General features: G+C 69.6%; 17 protein-coding genes. 10 read left to right on the top strand and 7 right to left on the bottom strand.

Annotated features, from left to right (window positions below; translation table 11 throughout):
• Positions 1-52: 52 nt before the first annotated feature.
• From ACVCMB_RS05775 to egtD, 5 genes are all read left to right on the top strand, one after another.
• Complete coding sequence (locus ACVCMB_RS05775) at positions 53-580, top strand: alpha/beta hydrolase (RefSeq protein WP_447106391.1); 528 nt, start codon at positions 53-55, stop codon at positions 578-580.
• Positions 577-2,763, top strand: a complete 2,187-nt coding sequence (rlmKL, locus tag ACVCMB_RS05770; RefSeq protein WP_447106390.1) for a bifunctional 23S rRNA (guanine(2069)-N(7))-methyltransferase RlmK/23S rRNA (guanine(2445)-N(2))-methyltransferase RlmL — start codon at positions 577-579, stop codon at positions 2,761-2,763. The genes ACVCMB_RS05775 and rlmKL overlap by 4 nt, the downstream gene beginning before the upstream one ends.
• Before the next feature lie 61 nt (positions 2,764-2,824).
• Positions 2,825-3,268, top strand: coding sequence for a hypothetical protein (locus ACVCMB_RS05765; protein ID WP_447100072.1), 444 nt, complete (start codon positions 2,825-2,827; stop codon positions 3,266-3,268).
• A gap of 192 nt (positions 3,269-3,460) precedes the next feature.
• A complete protein-coding gene (egtB, locus tag ACVCMB_RS05760; RefSeq protein ID WP_447106389.1) occupies positions 3,461-4,711 on the top strand; it encodes an ergothioneine biosynthesis protein EgtB in 1,251 nt (416 codons plus the stop codon).
• Complete coding sequence (gene egtD / locus ACVCMB_RS05755; RefSeq protein ID WP_447106388.1) at positions 4,708-5,697, top strand: L-histidine N(alpha)-methyltransferase; 990 nt, start codon at positions 4,708-4,710, stop codon at positions 5,695-5,697. The genes egtB and egtD overlap by 4 nt, the downstream gene beginning before the upstream one ends.
• A 23-nt stretch (positions 5,698-5,720) precedes the next feature.
• Here the strand turns inward: egtD and ACVCMB_RS05750 are convergent, their stop codons facing one another.
• The 5 genes from ACVCMB_RS05750 to ACVCMB_RS05730 all read right to left on the bottom strand — a co-directional run bounded on the left by ACVCMB_RS05750 (position 5,721) and on the right by ACVCMB_RS05730 (position 11,316).
• Positions 5,721-6,620: a PhzF family isomerase gene (locus ACVCMB_RS05750; RefSeq protein WP_395119409.1), complete on the bottom strand. Its 900-nt coding sequence runs from the start codon at positions 6,618-6,620 to the stop codon at positions 5,721-5,723.
• A gap of 75 nt (positions 6,621-6,695) precedes the next feature.
• The gene (locus ACVCMB_RS05745; RefSeq protein ID WP_447107220.1) at positions 6,696-8,174 is read right to left on the bottom strand and encodes a S10 family peptidase; all 1,479 of its coding nucleotides are present in this window, start codon (positions 8,172-8,174) and stop codon (positions 6,696-6,698) included.
• A 244-nt stretch (positions 8,175-8,418) separates the two neighbouring features.
• Complete coding sequence (gene trxC, locus ACVCMB_RS05740) at positions 8,419-8,862, bottom strand: thioredoxin TrxC (protein WP_447106387.1); 444 nt, start codon at positions 8,860-8,862, stop codon at positions 8,419-8,421.
• An 86-nt stretch (positions 8,863-8,948) separates the two neighbouring features.
• Positions 8,949-9,551 (bottom strand): peptide-methionine (R)-S-oxide reductase MsrB, encoded by a 603-nt coding sequence (gene msrB, locus ACVCMB_RS05735; RefSeq protein WP_447106386.1) that lies wholly within the window; start codon positions 9,549-9,551, stop codon positions 8,949-8,951.
• Between the two features lie 43 nt (positions 9,552-9,594).
• Positions 9,595-11,316 (bottom strand): cytochrome c biogenesis protein DipZ, encoded by a 1,722-nt coding sequence (locus tag ACVCMB_RS05730; protein ID WP_447106385.1) that lies wholly within the window; start codon positions 11,314-11,316, stop codon positions 9,595-9,597.
• Positions 11,317-11,585: 269 nt separating this feature from the next.
• Here ACVCMB_RS05730 and ACVCMB_RS05725 point away from each other — a divergent pair, with 269 nt between their 5' ends.
• Together ACVCMB_RS05725 and ACVCMB_RS05720 are read left to right on the top strand one after the other, a co-directional pair.
• Positions 11,586-12,110 carry an RNA polymerase sigma factor gene (locus ACVCMB_RS05725; RefSeq protein WP_447101546.1) on the top strand — a complete coding sequence of 175 codons (525 nt, stop codon included), beginning with the start codon at positions 11,586-11,588 and terminating at the stop codon, positions 12,108-12,110.
• Positions 12,097-12,768 (top strand): NrsF family protein, encoded by a 672-nt coding sequence (locus ACVCMB_RS05720; RefSeq protein ID WP_395119392.1) that lies wholly within the window; start codon positions 12,097-12,099, stop codon positions 12,766-12,768. The genes ACVCMB_RS05725 and ACVCMB_RS05720 overlap by 14 nt, the downstream gene beginning before the upstream one ends.
• A gap of 149 nt (positions 12,769-12,917) precedes the next feature.
• On the opposite strand, the gene ACVCMB_RS05715 is transcribed toward ACVCMB_RS05720, so the two are convergent.
• Complete coding sequence (locus tag ACVCMB_RS05715; RefSeq protein WP_395119390.1) at positions 12,918-13,400, bottom strand: YajQ family cyclic di-GMP-binding protein; 483 nt, start codon at positions 13,398-13,400, stop codon at positions 12,918-12,920.
• A 216-nt stretch (positions 13,401-13,616) separates the two neighbouring features.
• On the opposite strand from ACVCMB_RS05715, the gene ACVCMB_RS05710 reads away from it, so the two are divergent.
• The 3 genes from ACVCMB_RS05710 to ACVCMB_RS05700 all read left to right on the top strand — a co-directional run bounded on the left by ACVCMB_RS05710 (position 13,617) and on the right by ACVCMB_RS05700 (position 15,923).
• Positions 13,617-14,795 (top strand): NAD(P)/FAD-dependent oxidoreductase, encoded by a 1,179-nt coding sequence (locus ACVCMB_RS05710; protein ID WP_447110590.1) that lies wholly within the window; start codon positions 13,617-13,619, stop codon positions 14,793-14,795.
• 109 nt (positions 14,796-14,904) lie between these two features.
• Positions 14,905-15,543 (top strand): peptidoglycan recognition protein family protein, encoded by a 639-nt coding sequence (locus ACVCMB_RS05705; protein WP_447106384.1) that lies wholly within the window; start codon positions 14,905-14,907, stop codon positions 15,541-15,543.
• Entirely contained in the window at positions 15,540-15,923 is a 384-nt protein-coding gene (locus ACVCMB_RS05700; RefSeq protein ID WP_447106383.1) for a hypothetical protein, read from the top strand. Before ACVCMB_RS05705 ends, ACVCMB_RS05700 begins: the two co-directional genes overlap by 4 nt.
• Positions 15,924-15,936: 13 nt before the next feature.
• On the opposite strand, the gene ACVCMB_RS05695 is transcribed toward ACVCMB_RS05700, so the two are convergent.
• The gene (locus tag ACVCMB_RS05695) at positions 15,937-16,746 is read right to left on the bottom strand and encodes a YiiX/YebB-like N1pC/P60 family cysteine hydrolase (protein WP_447106382.1); all 810 of its coding nucleotides are present in this window, start codon (positions 16,744-16,746) and stop codon (positions 15,937-15,939) included.
• Positions 16,747-16,812 lie beyond the last annotated feature (66 nt).

The following is a 16,812-nucleotide window of genomic DNA, read 5'->3' as shown; positions in this document are numbered from 1 at the left end:
AACGCCGCCTGCTACCATGCGCGTCTTGCTTTTGGCCTTTCCGGAGACCGCCATGCGCGGCCAGATCATTCTTTCGCACGGCTCGGATTCCGCGCCGGAGGCGACCAAGGTCAGCGCGCTGGCCGCACTGGCCGAGTCGCTGGGCTGGCGCACGCAGCGACCGGACTACCGCAGCGACGACGCGCGCGGCCATGCCGGGTCGGTGGCGCCGCGGATCGCGCGCCTGCGCGCCACGATCGAATCGCTGGACGCGCCGCCACTGCTGGTCGGGTCGAGCATGGGCGCGTTCGTCTCCGGCCTGGTCTCCCTGGAGGTGCCCGTGGCCGGGCTGTTGCTGCTCGCCACGCCCAGTCAAGTCCCGGGATACGCGCGGGCGTTCGATCTGCGTCCCGGCGTGCCCACGATGCTGATCCATGGCTGGCGCGACGAGGTGTGCCCGCTGGCCGGCGTGCAGGCGTTCGCCGCGAAGCGCCGGCTGCCGCTGCTCGTGCTGGACGATGACCACCGGCTGGGTTCCAGCATGGAGCTGATCGCGACGCAGTTCCGGGCCATGCTCGAACGCCTGGCGAGCGCCGCATGAACCATTACTTCGCCACCTGCCCGAAAGGCATGGAATACCTGCTGCGCGACGAACTGGTCGCGCTCGGCGCGCTCGACGTGCGCGAGGCACTGGCCGGCGCGCACTTCTCCGGCACGCTGGAAACCGCCTACCGCGCCAGCCTGTGGTCGCGCCTGGCCAGCCGCATCCTGCTGCCGCTGGCCGAGTTCGACGCGGCCGACGACGAGGCGCTGTATCGCGGCGTGCAGACGATCGACTGGAGCGCGCACCTGGCCGCGCACGGCACCTTCGCCGTGGACGCCGGCACCGCGCTGAGCAAGCTCACCCACAGCCAGTTCGTCGGCCTGCGCACCAAGGACGCGGTGGTCGACCAGTTCCGCCAGCGCGACGGCTCGCGCCCGGACATCGACACCGACGAGCCGGACATCCGCATCAACCTGCGCCTGCGGCGCGACCGCGCCACCGTATCGCTTGATCTCGCGGGTTCACCGCTGCATCGCCGCGGCTGGCGCGAGGAGCAGGGCGAGGCGCCGCTCAAGGAAAACCTCGCCGCGGCGATGCTGCTGCGCGCGCACTGGCCCGAGGTCTACGCCGGCGGCGGCGCGCTGCTCGACCCGATGTGCGGCTCGGGCACCCTGCTGATCGAAGGTGCGTTGATGGCCGCCGACGTGGCGCCCGGCCTGCGCCGCGAATACTTCGGCTTCCTCGGCTGGCAGCAGCACGACATCGCGCTGTGGCGCAGCCTGCTGGACGAGGCGAAGCAGCGTGCCGAGACCGGCTTGCGCGCGCTGCGCCCGTGCTTCTTCGGCAGTGACGCTGACCCGCGCATGGTGCAGACGGCCAAACGCAACGCGCAGGCCGCCGGCGTGGCCGGCTTTTTCACCCTGGACAAGCAGGACATGGCCCGCGCCGCGCCGCCGCCCGGCGTCGGCTACGGCCTGGTCATCACCAATCCGCCGTACGGCGAGCGCCTCGGCGACCGCGCCGAGATGCCGAAGCTTTACCGCGCGTTGGGCGACACGTTGCGCCAGCGCTTCACCGGTTGGCGCGCCGCGGTGCTGGCCGGCGACCTGGAGCTGGGGCGTGCCATGCAGTTGCATGCGGACAAGCGCTACGCGCTGTACAACGGCGCACTGGAAACCGTGCTGCTGACGTTCGACCTGAAGCCGCGCGACGAGACGCCGCGCGAACCCAGGCCGCTCTCGCCGGGCGCGCAGATGCTGAAGAACCGGCTGGAGAAGAACGTCAGGCATTTGCGCAAGCGGCTCACCCGCGAAGGCATCCACTGCTGGCGCGCCTACGACCAGGACCTGCCCGAGTACGCGGCGGCGATCGACGTCTACGGCGACACGGGTGGCGACGACCATTTGCACATCCAGGAGTACCGCGCGCCGGCGGATATCCCCGCCGACGTGGCGCGCCTGCGCCTGCGCGAGATCGCCCGCGTCGCCGGCGAGGTGCTGGGCGTGCCGCGCGAACGCATCGCGATCAAGACCCGCGAGCGCGGCAAGGGCGGTTCCAAGTACGGCCAGCTCGACCAGCGCGGCGAGTTCATCGAAGTGGAGGAGGGCGGCCTGAAGTTCCTGGTCAACCTCACCGATTATCTCGATACCGGCCTGTTCCTCGACCACCGGCTGGTGCGCGCGAAAGTGCGCGAGCTGGCCGACGGCAAGTGCTTCCTCAACCTGTTCGCCTACACCGCCACCGCCAGCGTGCACGCGGCGGCCGGCGGCGCGCTGGAAACCACCAGCGTGGATCTGTCGGCCACCTATCTGGAGTGGGCATCGCGCAACCTCGCGTTGAACGGTTTCACCGGCGCCGACCATCGGCTGATGCAGTTCGACGCGCTGGAGTTCCTGCAGCGTGATCGCGGCCATTACGGCCTGATCTTCGTCGATCCACCGACCTTCTCCAACTCCAAGCGCGCCGAGGATTTCGACGTGCAGCGCGACCACGTGAAGCTGCTCGAAGCCTGCAACGAACGGCTCACCCGTGACGGCGTGATCGTGTTCTCCAACAATTTCCGTCGCTTCAAGCTGGATCGCGAGGCGCTGGAGCCGCACTTCGAGATCGAGGACTGGAGCGCGCCCAGCATCCCGTTCGACTTCGCCCGCCGTGCCGACATCCACGGCTGCTGGCTGCTGCGCCGGCGCCGGGCCGTGACGGGAGTCAACCCGTGGGATACGGCGCGCATCAAGCCGTGAACCTTTCAGTGCGCATTAAGCCCGCGCGCTCGACTATCCCCGCGTACAACGGAGAACGATCATGAACACAGCGGGTTTGCGTGCTTCCGGCAAGAGTGCCGCGATCGGCCTGGCGCTGGTCGCCGCGTTGGCAATGCCTCTGGGCGCGTCCGCGCGCGGCTGGGGCGGGCATGGTCCCCATGGTGGCTACTACGGCGGTCACCATGGCGGTTATCACGGCGGCTACTACGGTCATGGCGGCCACTGGAGCGGCGGCCGCTGGATCGCCGGGGCCATCGTCACCGGTGCCGTGGTCGGCCTGGTCGCCGACGCGCTGCGGCCGGCTCCGGTTTATTACGACCAGCCGGTCTACCGCGCGCCGCGCACGGTGGTCTACGAGTACGGTGCGCCGGTGGTGACCCGCCGCGTGGTGGAAACGCGTACCGTGGTATACGACGACCCGTACCAGACGCGTTACATCCGCGACGACGGCTACGACCGCGACGACGGCTACGACGGCAACTGAGTCACGTCGTGATGCGAGTGTGCGAGCCCGGCCCCGGCCGGGCTCGCGCGTTTGTACCCGTCGCAAGACGGCGTGTCCGATCACAAGTTCTGAACAACTCTCGCGGCATCCTTGAGGGCATGCACTTTCGCACCATCATGCCGCTGTCCCCTAGCCGGTTCGTCCGGCCGTCGCGACCGCGGCGCAGCATGCATGACCGTTGATCCACCGTCGGCCCGCGCCGGCACCGCCGCGCGTTTCGAGCGGGTGCGCCGGCAGACGCCGGCGCTGTGCGCGAGCCTGACGGCCGAGGACATGCAGCTGCAGTCGATGCCCGACGCCAGCCCGGCGAAATGGCACCTGGCGCATACCACCTGGTTCTTCGAGACCTTCGTGCTTGCGCACGACCCGGCCTGGAAGCCGCGCGACCCGGCCTGGCATTACCTGTTCAACTCCTACTACCAGTCGGTCGGGCCGATGCACGTGCGCGCGCAGCGCGGGCTGCTGTCGCGGCCCTCGCTGGACGAGGTGCGCGATTACCGCCGGCGCGTGGACGAGGCGGTGCTTGCTTTGCTGGATCGCCGCGACGATCCGGAACTGGCGAGCCTGGTCGAGCTGGGTCTGCAGCACGAGCAGCAACACCAGGAGTTGTTGCTGACCGACATCAAGCATGCGTTCTGGTGCAATCCGCTGCAGCCGGCGCTGCATTCGTCGATCGCGGCACCCGCGGGTGCGCCCACGGTGCCGCTGCAATTCCTGCCCGGGCGCGAGGGCATCGTGGAGATCGGCCATCGTGGCGAAGGCTTCGCCTTCGACAACGAAACCCCGCGCCACCGCACCCTGTTGCAACCGCATGCGCTGGCCAACCGGCTGGCGACCAATGCCGAATACCTGGCGTTCGTGCGTGAAGGCGGCTATCGCGAGCCCGGTTTGTGGTTGTCCGACGGCTGGGCTACGGTGCAGCGCGAAGGCTGGCAACATCCGCTCTACTGGCAGGATGACCTGGCCAGCGAGTTCACCCTGGCCGGCGTGCGTGCGCTCGACCCCGCCGAACCGGTATGCCACCTGAGCTACTACGAGGCCGATGCGTTCGCGCGCTGGGCCGGCGCGCGGCTGCCGACCGAGGCGGAGTGGGAGTCCGCCGCGCAGGGCGTCGCGATCGAAGGCAACCTGCAGGAAAGCGGGCGCTGCCAGCCGCTGCCCGCGCACGCTGGCGAGGGCGCGCTGCAGTTGTTCGGCGACGCGTGGGAATGGACCGCCTCGCCGTACGTCGGCTACCCCGGTTACCGCCCGCTGCCCGGATCGCTGGGCGAATACAACGGCAAGTTCATGTGCGGCCAATGGGTGCTGCGCGGCGGCTCCTGCGCCACCCCGCGCGATCACATCCGCGCCAGCTACCGCAATTTCTTTCCACCCCATGCCCGCTGGCAGTTTGCCGGGCTGCGACTGGGACAGGACCGATGAACAGCATGCAAGCCTGCGGCCTTCGCGACGACGAACGCCGCCCGCCCGCCAGCGAACTGCTCGAAGTCGCCCGGCACGGGCTGGCGCTGAAACCCAAGCGGCTGCCGTCGTGGCTGTTCTACGACCAGCGCGGCTCGGCCTTGTTCGAGCAGATCTGCGAGCAGCCGGAGTACTACCTCACCCGCTGCGAGATCGCGTTGATGAGCGAGCACGCCGCCGACATCGCCGACAGCCTCGGCAGCGACGTGCGCCTGGTCGAGTACGGCAGCGGCAGCGGACGCAAGACGCGCATGCTGCTGCGCCACCTGCGCGAGCCGGTGAGTTACGTGCCGGTGGAAATCTCGCCCGAGCCGCTGCAGCACAGCGTGCAACGCCTGGCGCAGGAGTTTCCGCAACTGCCGCTGCAGCCGCTTTGTGCCGATTTCAGCAAGCCGTTGCGCCTGCCGATTCCGCCGCGCGCGCCGCGCCGCACGGTGCTCTATTTCCCCGGTTCCACCATCGGCAATTTCGAGGCGCATGACGCGGTGGCCTTGCTGCGCAAGATGCGCAGCGAGATGGGCGACGCCGGCGGCCTGCTGATCGGGGTGGATCTGAAAAAGGACCCGGCGCTGATCGAGGCCGCCTACAACGATGCGGCCGGCGTCACCGCCGAGTTCACGCTGAACATGCTGCTCCGGCTCAACCGCGAGATCGGCAGCGATTTCGACCTCGCCGCCTTCGCCCACCGCGCGCGCTACAACCCGATGGCCGGGCGCATCGAGACGCAACTGGTCAGTCGGCGCGAGCAGCAGGTGGCGATCGGGCGCGACAAGGTGCGCTTCGGCGCGGAGGAGGCTGTCCAGGTCGAATACAGCTGCAAGTATTCGCTGGAGGATTTCGCGGCGCTGGCAGACAAGGCGGGGTTGGCGGTGCAGCGGGTGTGGACCGATTCCCGACAGATGTTCAGCGTGCAATACCTGGTGCGTGCCGGCCTGCGGATGGATTGACGCCGCGGGCGGGAGGGCCGGCGTCAGCCGCTCAGCGGCGCGGAAAACAGGATGCAGGCGTCGCCCGCGATCGTCACCTCGACCGGCTCGTCGTCCACGATGCGCACCTCGACATGGACGATGCCGTCGCGGCGCAGCGCGCGGCCCTGGTGGCCGGCGAACCGCAGCGAGGCGCCGTCGTGCGGCAGCAGTCGGTGGTGCACCAGATAGGCTCCCAGCGGGCCGTTGGCATTGCCGGTGACGGGGTCCTCGTCGATGCCGATGGCGGGGGCGAACATGCGCCCGTCGGTGGCCGCCTCGCCCTCGCGCCGCTGGAACACGAAGTAGCCGTTGCAGCCGATCTCCGCGCTCAGGGCCGCCAGCGCGGACATCCTCGGCGCCAGGGCGTCGAGGTCGACCGTCGGTTCCAGCGGCACCATGACCTTGCCATGGCCGGTGGAAATCACCTGCAGCGGCAGCGTCGGGGTCAGCTGGTCGTCGGCCACGCCCAGTGCGGCGGCGATGCGACGGCGGACGGAATCGCCCAGCGGCGGGCCGATGCGCGGCCGCTCCTGCTGCATGAAGACGCGGCGGCCCCCGGCTTCGTTGCGGCCGATGCGGATGCGCTGGATGCCGGCGGCGGTCTTCTGTCGAAATTCGTTGCTGCCGAAGCCGGGCAAGCCGGCGCGCACGTAATGGGTGGCGATCGTGGCGTGGCCGCACAGCGGCACTTCGGTGGTGGGGGAGAAGTAGCGCAGCCGCACGTCGTGGTCCGCGCCGTCCGGCGCCAGCACGAAGGCGGTCTCGGAGTGCTTCAGTTCCCGCGCGAGATCCTGCATCTCCGCGTCGGACATGCCGTCGGCGTTCAGCACCACGCCGGCCGGGTTGCCGCGAAAACGCGTGGTGGTGAAGGCGTCGACGTGATACAGCGTGCGCTTGTTCATGGGTGGCCTGGCGGATGGCGACGACGCGGAAGTCGGCGGGGCGCTGCCGACTCCTGCCGTCGTCGCGCGGCACGCTTACCTGGCGCCGTACAACGCCTTCACGTCGCGGGTCAGCGCGGACTGGCTGTCGGCGCGCGAGTAGAACATGTGGCCACCGGGGTACTCCTTCACCTGCACGCGGGTCGGGTCGCCCATGGCCGGCATCTGGTCGACCGCCAGCACCGAGACCATGAACGGGCAGGAGAGGTCGTCCCAGCCGTGCGCGATCAGCACGCGCAGCTTCGGATCGTTGGCCACCGCCTCGCGCAGCTGGCTGACCGAGCCCTCGCGGGCGTCGTCGTCCTCATGCCACAGGCGGTTCACCTCGTAGCTGAGCGCGTTGTAGCGGCCGGCGACTTTCCAGCCCACCGTCTGCGTGACGAAGTTGACCATCGCGCTGGTGGTCGGCGCGATGATGCTGTTGAGCAGCGGGTCGCCGGTGCGCTGCGAGGGCGCATGCGGGAACGGGTCCCAGGCGGTGACGTTGGAATCGTAGCGGCTGCCCAGCTTGCCCTCGGCGCGGTACACCTCGCGCAGGTAGGCCTGGGTCTCGATGCGCCCGCCGGAGCGCTTGACGAACACCGGGTCCAGCCCGGTCAGCTCGGTCACTTTCCGGATCATCGCCTCGGTGGCGGCCGGATCGGAGCGGCCCTTCATCAGCGTGGTCGCGTACTCGCCGCGGGTGTAGGCGATGATCGGCGCCATCGCCTCGGCACTGAGCTTGCCCTCGCGCTCCAGGTGGGCGGCGGCGATCGAAGGCAGGGTGGTCATCCACGGCAGCGGCGAGACGGTGTCGTCGCTCCACGCCGACGGATCGAGGTAGGGCGAGATCAGCGTCACGCCGCTCATCGCCACGCCCAGCTGGGTCTGCATGTACTCGGTGATGCGCGGGCCGCGGAAGCCGCCGTAGCTTTCGCCCACGTAGTACTTGCGCGAATCCATGCGGCCGTTCTTCACCAGCCAGTCGTACATGATGCGCGAGAGGTACTTGATGTCGACGTCGGTGCTGTAGAAATCCTTGGTCGCCTGCTTGTCGTCGACCAGCGCGCGGCTGTAGCCGGTGCCCACCGGGTCGATGAAGACCAGGTCGGTGAAGCCCAGCCAGGTGCCGGGGTTGTCGTGCAGCACCGGCGGGTCGGAAGGCGAGTCGCCGGCGTCGCCGAAGCTCACCTTCTTCGGGCCGATCGCGCCCAGGTTGAGGTAGACCGACGAGGCGCCGGGGCCGCCGTTGAGCGCGAAGGTCACCGGCCGGTCCTTGCCGGCGATGGTGTAGGCGGTAAACACCACTTCGGCAGTGGTCTTGCCCTGCTCGTCCCGCACCGGCAGCGAGCCAACGGTGACGGTGTACTTGAGCGTCTTGCCGTCGACCGTGGTGGTCTGCGTCACGTGCGCGTCGGCAGGGAACGGCGGCAGCTGGAAGCCGTCCTTGCCGGTTGCCTCGGCGCTCGCCGCCGGCTTGTGGTTGTCGGCCGCCACGGCGGCGGTGGTGAACCCCGGCAACAGCAGGGCAGCCATCAGGGCAAACGGCAGGGACTTGCGCACAGGCCTCTCCTCGAGCGTAAAGACCGAAGCCTAAACGCGCGGCGCATGCACCGAGTGTGCTGAAAGGCATGGGTCGACGGCGCGCTGCAGCGCGGCACCCGCTACACGCCTCATCCCGACCTGGTCTTGCGTGCGGCGATGCAGGGCAGGGCGTGGCGCTGGCGCGCCATCGGCTGGCGGCGGACGACGTGGCGAGCGGCGGCCTGCTGCGCGCTGATCAGCCGTGCGCCAGCGCGCCTTCGATGAACTGCTGCAGCTGCGCCGCGTTCAGCGCACCGGATTGCCGCGCGATCTCGCGGCCCTGCCTGAACATGACCAGGGTGGGGATGCTGCGGATGTTGAAGCGCGCGGCGATCTGCGGTTGGGCTTCGGTGTCCAGCTTGGCCAGCCGCAGGCGCGGCTCGAACCTGCCGGCGGCCTGCACGAACACCGGCGCGAAACCGACGCACGGCCCGCACCACGGCGCCCAGAAATCCACCAGCACCGGCAGGTCGCCGCGGCCGGCTATCGCGTCGAAGTTCGCGGTCGTGAGTTCCGCCGGATGCCCCTCGAACAAGCCCTGCTTGCAGCGGCCGCAGTTCGGGTGCTCGGCGACACGCTCGGCGGGCACGCGGTTGAGCGCGCCGCAATGCGGGCAGGGGATGGTCAGTGCGGTGCTCATGGCGGACTCCGGCAACGGGCGGGCGACGCCCTGCAGTGCAGATGGCGGCGCGCGCGGCGAAATCCAAGCCGGCCGCGGCTGGCGGATCAGGCCGTCCGGCGCGGCACGAACCGCAACGCCACCGAGTTCATGCAGTAGCGCAGGCCGGTCGGGCGCGGGCCGTCGTTGAAGACGTGGCCGAGGTGGCTGTCGCAGCCCTTGCAGCTGATGGCCGTGCGCGTCATGCCGAACAGGTGGTCGGTCGCCTCGACCAGGTTGCGCCGCGCGATCGGCTGCCAGAAGCTCGGCCAGCCGGTGCCGGAGTCGAACTCGGTGGCGGCGTCGTAAAGCGCGGTGCCGCAGGCGATGCAGCGGAACAGGCCGGGCACGGCGGGGTGTTCGTGCTCGCCGCTGAATGCTCGCTCGGTGCCTGCGTGACGCATGATTTCGTACGACGCCGGCGACAGCCGCTGCCGCCACTGCGCGTCGCTCAGCACCAGCTTGGCTACCTCGCGCGCGCCGAGGTCGCGGCCCGCATCGTCGAAGATCTCCAGCAGCACGTTGCCGGCTTCGCCCACCGGCGTGTTGGCCGCCGCGTGCAGCCGCGGCACCAGCCAGCCGCCACCCACGGCCAGCAGGGCACCGCCGCCGAGCGCGGCGCGCAGGAAGCGGCGGCGATCCATCGCGAGGGTTTCATCGAGTCGAGACATGACGGCCTCCCGGGTTGCGGAATGGGTGGAATGGCGGATCGGATCAGCCGAAGGTGAAGGCGTAGGCCCGCACGCCGGGATCGAGGAAGGTGATCTTGAACAGGCGTTCGCCGCTGCCGTTGGCCTGGCGCACGAGTTGATACAGGCGCTGGCCGGTGACGGTACCGTTGCCATCGGCGTCGGTATCCATGCCGTGGTCGGCGCCGGGCGGCTTGCCGTCGATGGTGACGCGGTAGCGGATCGGCTTGCCGTCCGCCGCCGGGCCGAGCACCAGGTGCAGGTCGCGGCCGCGGAAGCGATAGACGATGGCGCCGCCGGCCTGCTCCAGTTGCGCGTTCTCGTCGTGCACGCTCCAGCGGCCGTCGAGCGACCACTGGTTGGTGGCCAGCGCGGCCGGTGCGTGATAGTCGTGCGCCTCGTCGCGCGTCACGCGGCCGCCGACGAAGTTCCTGGCGCGGGCATAGCCGACATAGGTCTCGGGCGAACGGGTGGGATCGTTCGATGCAGCGGCCTCCACGCCGCGATGGTCGTCGCGCACGTAGCCGCCGGGCAGGTTCTTCTGGCCTGCATCGGTCAGCAATTGGCGGATCACGTCCTCGCTTTGCCGGTATTCGCCTTCGCCGAAATGGTGGTGGCGGATCCGTCCCTGCGCGTCGATGAAGTAGTGCGCCGGCCAGTATTCGTTGTTGAAGCCTCTCCAGATCGCGTAGTCGTTGTCCAGCGCTACCGGGTAGTCGACGCCCAGATCCTTCACCGCCTTGGCGACGTTGGCCGGGTTCTTCTCGAAGGCGAACTCCGGCGCATGCACGCCGATCACCACCAGGCCGTGGTCCTTGTACTTGTCGGCCCAGCCGCGCACGTACGGCAGCGCGCGGATGCAGTTGATGCAGGAATAGGTCCAGAAATCGACCAGCACCACCTTGCCGCGCAGCGATTCGGCGCTCAGCGGCGGGCTGTTGAGCCACTGCGTGGCGCCGGCCAGCGACGGGAACGCGCCTTCCACCGGCAACGGCTCGCCGGCCTTCAGCTCGGGCTGCGGCGCCGGCGCCGGGCGCACGGCGTCGATCAGCTTCTGTTCGATGCCGCTGGTGCTGGCCAGCGAGACGCGGGTGAGCAGGCCGGTGTCCAGGCCCAGCGCGATGGCCGCCACGCCGCACAGCACCAGCACGCCGAGCGCACGACGCACCCATTCACCGGCGCCTAGCGAACGCTTCATCAGCGCGAACACCCTGCCGCCGATCAGCAGGGCGAGGCCCAGCGAGGTGGCCGCGCCGGCGGCGTAGGTGAGCAGCAGCAGGGTGGTCTGCACGCTGGCGCCGTTCAATGCCGCGCCGGTCAGCAGCAGGCCGAGGATCGGCCCCGCGCACGGCGCCCACAGCAGGCCGGTGGCGACGCCGAGGCCGGCTGCGCCCCAGACCGAGTCGCCGTCCGCGGCCGAGCGCTGCGACAGCCGGTTGCCCAGCGCCACGAACGGGCGCGTGATCCACTCGGCCAGATGGGTCGACAGCAGGGTCAGCCCGAGGAAGGCCAGCACCGCCATCGCCACCCAGCGGCCGTACTGGTTCGCGTGCACCGCCCAGCCGCCGCCGAGCGCGGCCAGCGTGGCGACCACGGCGAAGGTGATCGCCATGCCCAGCAGCATCGGCAAGCCGTTGCGCATGAACGGCCGGTCGGAGCGGGCGAACACGAACGGCAGCACCGGCAGGATGCACGGGCTGAGGATGGTCAGGACGCCGCCGAGATAGGCGAGGATCAACACGAGCATGGAGTTTCATCCGTGGGTGGTTGCCTGAGGATTCGCCGCCGCCGCCGCCCGGGTTACCTGCGGGCAGGAGGTAACGTCGGCGCACGATGCGGCGAAGACCCCGGTGAGCGTTCCGTCGTGGAGCGAACGGGTCGCAAGCCTTGACCGCCACCGCCTTCATGGGTCTAGATAGTGGACTTTCCCATGGGATCAGTCCCGTCCGGACCGTGCCAGCCGAATCCGCCGCCGCCAGCGCCAGCGAATCGCCCGACCGGCGCCGGTCGGCGTGGATGGCCGCCGCGCAGGCCGGCGACCGGCGTGCCTACGAAAAACTGCTGGCCGATTCGGTGGCGCTGATCCGCGCCGTGGCACGCCGCCAGGGTGTGGCGCCCGATCATCTGGATGACGTGGTGCAGGAAACCCTGATCACCGTGCATCGCGTGCGCCAGACCTACGACCCCAGCCGTTCCTACGACGCCTGGCTCGGCGCGATCGCCGCTCGCCGCGCGATCGACTCCCTGCGCAGCCGCGGTCGCCGCGACAGCCGCGAACTGCACGATGAATTCGCGCTCGACCGTCACCCGGATGCCGACGACGCCAGCGCCGCCACCGAAAGCGAGCAGCGCGCACAGCGCCTGCACGAGGCGATCGCCGAGTTGCCGCCCGGCCAGCGCGAGGCGGTGGAACAGCTTGGCCTGCGCGAGCGCTCGCTCAGCGAGGCGGCCGAGCTGACCGGGCGCAATACCGGCGCGCTGAAAGTGAACCTGCATCGCGCGCTGAAGGCACTGCGCGAACGTTTCCATGGAGAACCCTGACGTGACGGCCGATCCGCAATCCCACCAGGCGTTGATCGACCGCCTTGGCACCGACCTGGTGCCGGTGCGGCGGCTGCTGCCGCCAGGGCTGCGCACGGCCGGCTGGCTGCTGCTGGTGGCGGCGCTGGCGGCGGGCTTGCTGATGCACTACGGCGCAGGTCCGATGCTGCGGCGCTGGGCCGCCACGCCGGACCTGGCCTGGGCCGGCATCGGCGCGGTGATCACCGCGATCAGCGCGGCGTGGGCCGCGTTCGCGCTGGCCGTGCCCGGGCGGCGTGCGGCATGGGCGTGGCTGCCGCTGCCCGGTGCCTTGCTGTGGATCGGTGCCAGCGGCCTCGGCTGCCTGCGCACGTGGCTCGCGCCGGGCACCGAAGTCGCCGGCGTGCAGCAGAGCGCCGACTGCCTGCTCTTCATCATCGGCTTCTCGGTGCCGCTGTCCGCGCTGCTGGTCGTGCTGCTGCGCCGCGCCTGCCCGCTGCGGCCGGTGCTTGCCGCGGTGCTGATCGGCCTGGCCAGCGCGGCGGCTTCGGCCAGCCTGCTGGAGATCTGCCACGCGTTCGATTCCGCCGCCACCGACCTGCTGACCCACGCACTGGCGGTGGCCGTGGTGGTGGCCGTCAACGCGGCGATGGGCGGACGGCTGCTGTCCAAAGCGTAGGAGCCCGCTCGCGGGCGATGCTTTTCTTGGCGGGGTTTGGAATTCGCAAGAGCTTAAAGGCATCGCCCGCGAGCGGGCTCCTGCGGGGGAATGCCTTGATCCGCTGTGGCGGGGCGCGTGGGATGCCGGCCTCGATCCCGAATCCCGGCTCAGTCGCGGAAATTGTCGAACTGCAGCGGCAGTTCCACGTCGGCCTTGCGCAGCACCGCCATCGCCGCCTGCAGGTCGTCGCGCTTCTTGCCGCTGACGCGCAGCTTGTCGCCGTTGATCTGCGCCTCGACCTTGAGCTTGGCCGCCTTCAGCTCGGCCACCAGTTTCTTCGCCACCGGCTGCTCGATGCCCTGCTTGACGGTGATCTTCTGGCGCGAGCCGCCCAGGTTGGTTTCCGGGTCGCCGACGTCCAGCGCGCGCACGTCGATCTTCCGCGCGATCAGGCGGGCGCGCAGGATGTCCAGCATCTGCTGCAGCTGGAATTCGCTGGGGGCGCTCTGGGCGATCACGCCATCGTCCAGCACGTACTTCGCGTCCACGCCCTTGAAGTCGAAGCGCGTGCCGAGTTCGCGGTTGGCCTGGTCGACGGCATTGGTCAGTTCGTGCTTGTCGACTTCGGAGATCACGTCGAAGGAAGGCATGGCGGCGGCTCGCTGGGAACAGGAGGCAAAGTGTAAGCGATGGCGCTGGGCGATAATGGCGCAACCCTCACTTCCGTCATTCCGGCGCAAGCCGGAATCCGGCGCCTTTCAACGGACACAGTCACCGGGTCCCGGCTTGACCGACCCTTCGGTCGTTGAAAGGCGCCGCGCCGGGATGACGAACAACGAGCTTGATGGCGTGACCATGGTGAGTTCTTGAAAACCGACGTGTTGATCATCGGCGCCGGCGCCGCCGGCCTGATGTGCGCGATCACCGCCGGCCAGCGCGGCCGGCGCGTGCTGGTGGTCGATCACGCCAACAAGGTCGGCAAGAAAATCCTGATGTCCGGCGGCGGCCGCTGCAACTTCACCAACCTGGGCACGACGCCGGCGAATTACCTCTCGGCCAACCCGCATTTCGCCAAGTCCGCGCTGGCGCGCTGCACGCCGTGGGATTTCGTCGCGCTGGTGGAGAAGCATCGCATCGCCTACCACGAGAAGGAGCTGGGCCAGTTGTTCTGCGACGACTCCTCGAAGCAGATCGTGCGCATGCTGCTGGACGAGTGCGCCGCGGCCGGCGTCACGGTGGAGGCGAACTGCGCCGTGCAACGCGTGCGCAGGACGCCGGAGGGCTTCAGCGTGCACACCGCGCGCGGCGAGGTGCATGCCGAGTCGCTGGTGGTCGCCTCGGGCGGCCTGTCGATTCCCAGCATGGGCGCCAGCGGTTTCGGTTACGAACTGGCGCGCCAGTTCGGCCACGCCGTGCTGCCCACGCGCGCCGGCCTGGTGCCGCTGACGCTGAGCGGCAAGCACCAGGAGCATTACGCGGATCTGGCCGGTGTGGCGTTGCCGAGGGTGGAGGCCCGCGTGGGCAGGCAGGGTTTTCGCGCCGGATTGCTGTTCACCCATCGCGGCATCAGCGGCCCGGCGATCCTGCAGATCTCCTCGCACTGGCAGCCCGGCGACGACTTGCGCCTCGACTTGCTGCCGGACCTCGACGTCGGCGCCTGGCTGGTCGACCAACGCACGGCGCGGCCGCTGGCCGAACTGAAGACCGTGCTCGGCGAGGTGTTGCCGAAGCGCCTCGCGCAGCGGTTGTGCGAGCAATGGCTCGGCAACCGCCCGATGCGCCAGTACCGCGAGACCGAACTGACGCAGATCGGCGCGCAGCTCGCCGCGTGGCCGATCACCGCCAGCGGCACGGAAGGCTACCGCACCGCCGAGGTCACTCTCGGCGGCGTCGACACCGATGGCCTCTCCTCCAGCACGATGCAATCGAAACTCGTGCCCGGCCTCTACTTCATCGGCGAGGTGGTCGACGTCACCGGCTGGCTCGGCGGCTACAACTTCCAGTGGGCGTGGGCGTCGGGGCAGGCGGCGGGCGCGGCGGCCTGATGCCGGTTGCTTGACGCCTCCGGCCGGGGGCTGCAGCATCGTGCGACGGAATTTCCAACGCGCCGCGCCCGCCATCGGGCGGCGGCGCATCTCCAGAGGAGGGCGGCCGATGGCAACGCTGGACAAGGGCAAGCTGGTCGACCCGGCGATCGAGGTCAAGCTGTATGCGTCGATCGAGCATGGCAGCCTGGATGCCGTCCACGCGATCGTGCTGCATCGTACCGATTCCTCCACCGCCACCAGCACGCTCGAAGCGTACGCGGGCGGCAAGCAGACCGGCGCGCACTTCTTGATCGACAAGGCCGGCAAGATCTGCCAGACCGCACGCGTCGATCAGGTGTGCTGGCACGTCGGTGTGCTGCAGGCGCGCTGCCAGGTCGAACACGGCTGCGATCCGCAGGAACTGAAGACGATTGCCTCGCTCATGCACGCGAAAGGCGTGGGCTTCGGTACCCGCGCGAAGAACCTTTCGCGACATGAACTGGGCAAGCCGTATCCCTCGCGCTATCCCTCCAACCAGGACTCGCTGGGGATCGAGGTGGTGGGCACGTTCCAGCCCGCGCAGAAGGCGTTCGAGGCGCCGACGCCGGAACAACTGAAGTCGCTCAAGCACCTGGTGGATATTCTGGTCGGCCTGTTCGGCCTGAACCTGCTGGGCGACGTCTACGCGCACGGCGCGATCGCCCGCAAGGAGGTCACCGAGGGCGCCCAGTTGCTGCAGGCGCTGACCGCTGGAGGCAAGCCGTGAAGGCGTTGGGCCTGGTGCTGCTGGGCGCAGCGCTGGCTGCGTGTGTGCCGGTGCGCGGCAATGGCGGCATCGAGGTTGTTTCGTTGCAGCGGCAGGTCGATGCCACGCGCGCCGACGCCGACATCTGCAGCGCGTTGACGCTCAGTCGCGCGGACGTGGCGCGGTATTTCACGCTGGCCGAGGTGGTCGATCCGGCCACGTTCGACGCCGAGGCGATCATCATGCCGTGCAGCTACCGCGGCACCCTGCGCCGTGCGGGCCAGCTCTACCACTGGGAGATTTTCGCCGGCGGGGCAGCCTATCTGTACGACGGCGGGGCAACCAACCAGCGCTACCTTTGCCGCGAGTCGTGCCTCGCGGCGCTGCCGAACCTGCGCTGAGCGGCGCGCCGATTCATCGCGGGGCCTGCAGCGATCCCACCGACGGTTGCAGGTCGCCGGGCGCCAGGGTCGCCCAGTGGAGGTGGTGCGGATCGAAACCGCTCTCGATCATCGGCTTGATGATGCGGAAGTAGGGCGAGATGTCGAAGTCGCGCGGCGTGAACAGGCTGGAGCTGCGGATGTGCAGGATCTCCTGGCGCGCGCGCTGGGTGCCGCGCAACTGGCGGTAGTCGCGGTCCAGCATCGGCAGGATCGGATAACGCACGCTGTGGAAGGCCGCCGCGATCAGCGACGAGCAGATCGCCCGGGTCGGCTCGCCGCTGCCCAGCGCCAGCAGGCGCCGGCGCCAGCGTCCGGGCACCGGCGGCGTCGGCAGCAGGTAGCGCATGAGGTCGATCACGTTGCGCATGTCGTAGCGCTGGCCGAGGCGACGCGCGGCGTGTTCGATCACCTGCTCGATCTCGCCGGCGTGCAACCCGACCGGGCGGCAGATGCGCGTGTGCGCCCCGCGATACGCCTGCAGCGGCAGCGCACGCACGCCTTCCACCACGTCGGCTTCGATCAGCACGTGCGCACCGAGCGCGGGGTAGCGGTCGCGCAGGGCGTCGCCCACGTACAACGCCGCGTGCGACCAGCTCGACTGGGTGACGTACTTGATCGCGGTGCCGATGCGGCTGTTGCCGTCGACCAGCAGCACGTCGGCCGGCCGCAGCGATGCCTCCAGCATGTCGTGGCGCGAGGTGCCGAAATGCATGCCGCCGACGCGCGGCTTCGAGAGGTAACGGGCCAGGGCACGGCCCAGCCTGTGCAAGGGATGGAACACGATCGTGCGCTCCCGGCGGTCGCAGGTGCGACGAGCTTAAGCCGTGGGCGCGTGCGTGTCAGCGCC

It is taken from the genome of Rhodanobacter sp. UC4443_H10, from assembly GCF_052978325.1.
This window is presented reverse-complemented; position numbering and strand designations above follow the sequence as displayed.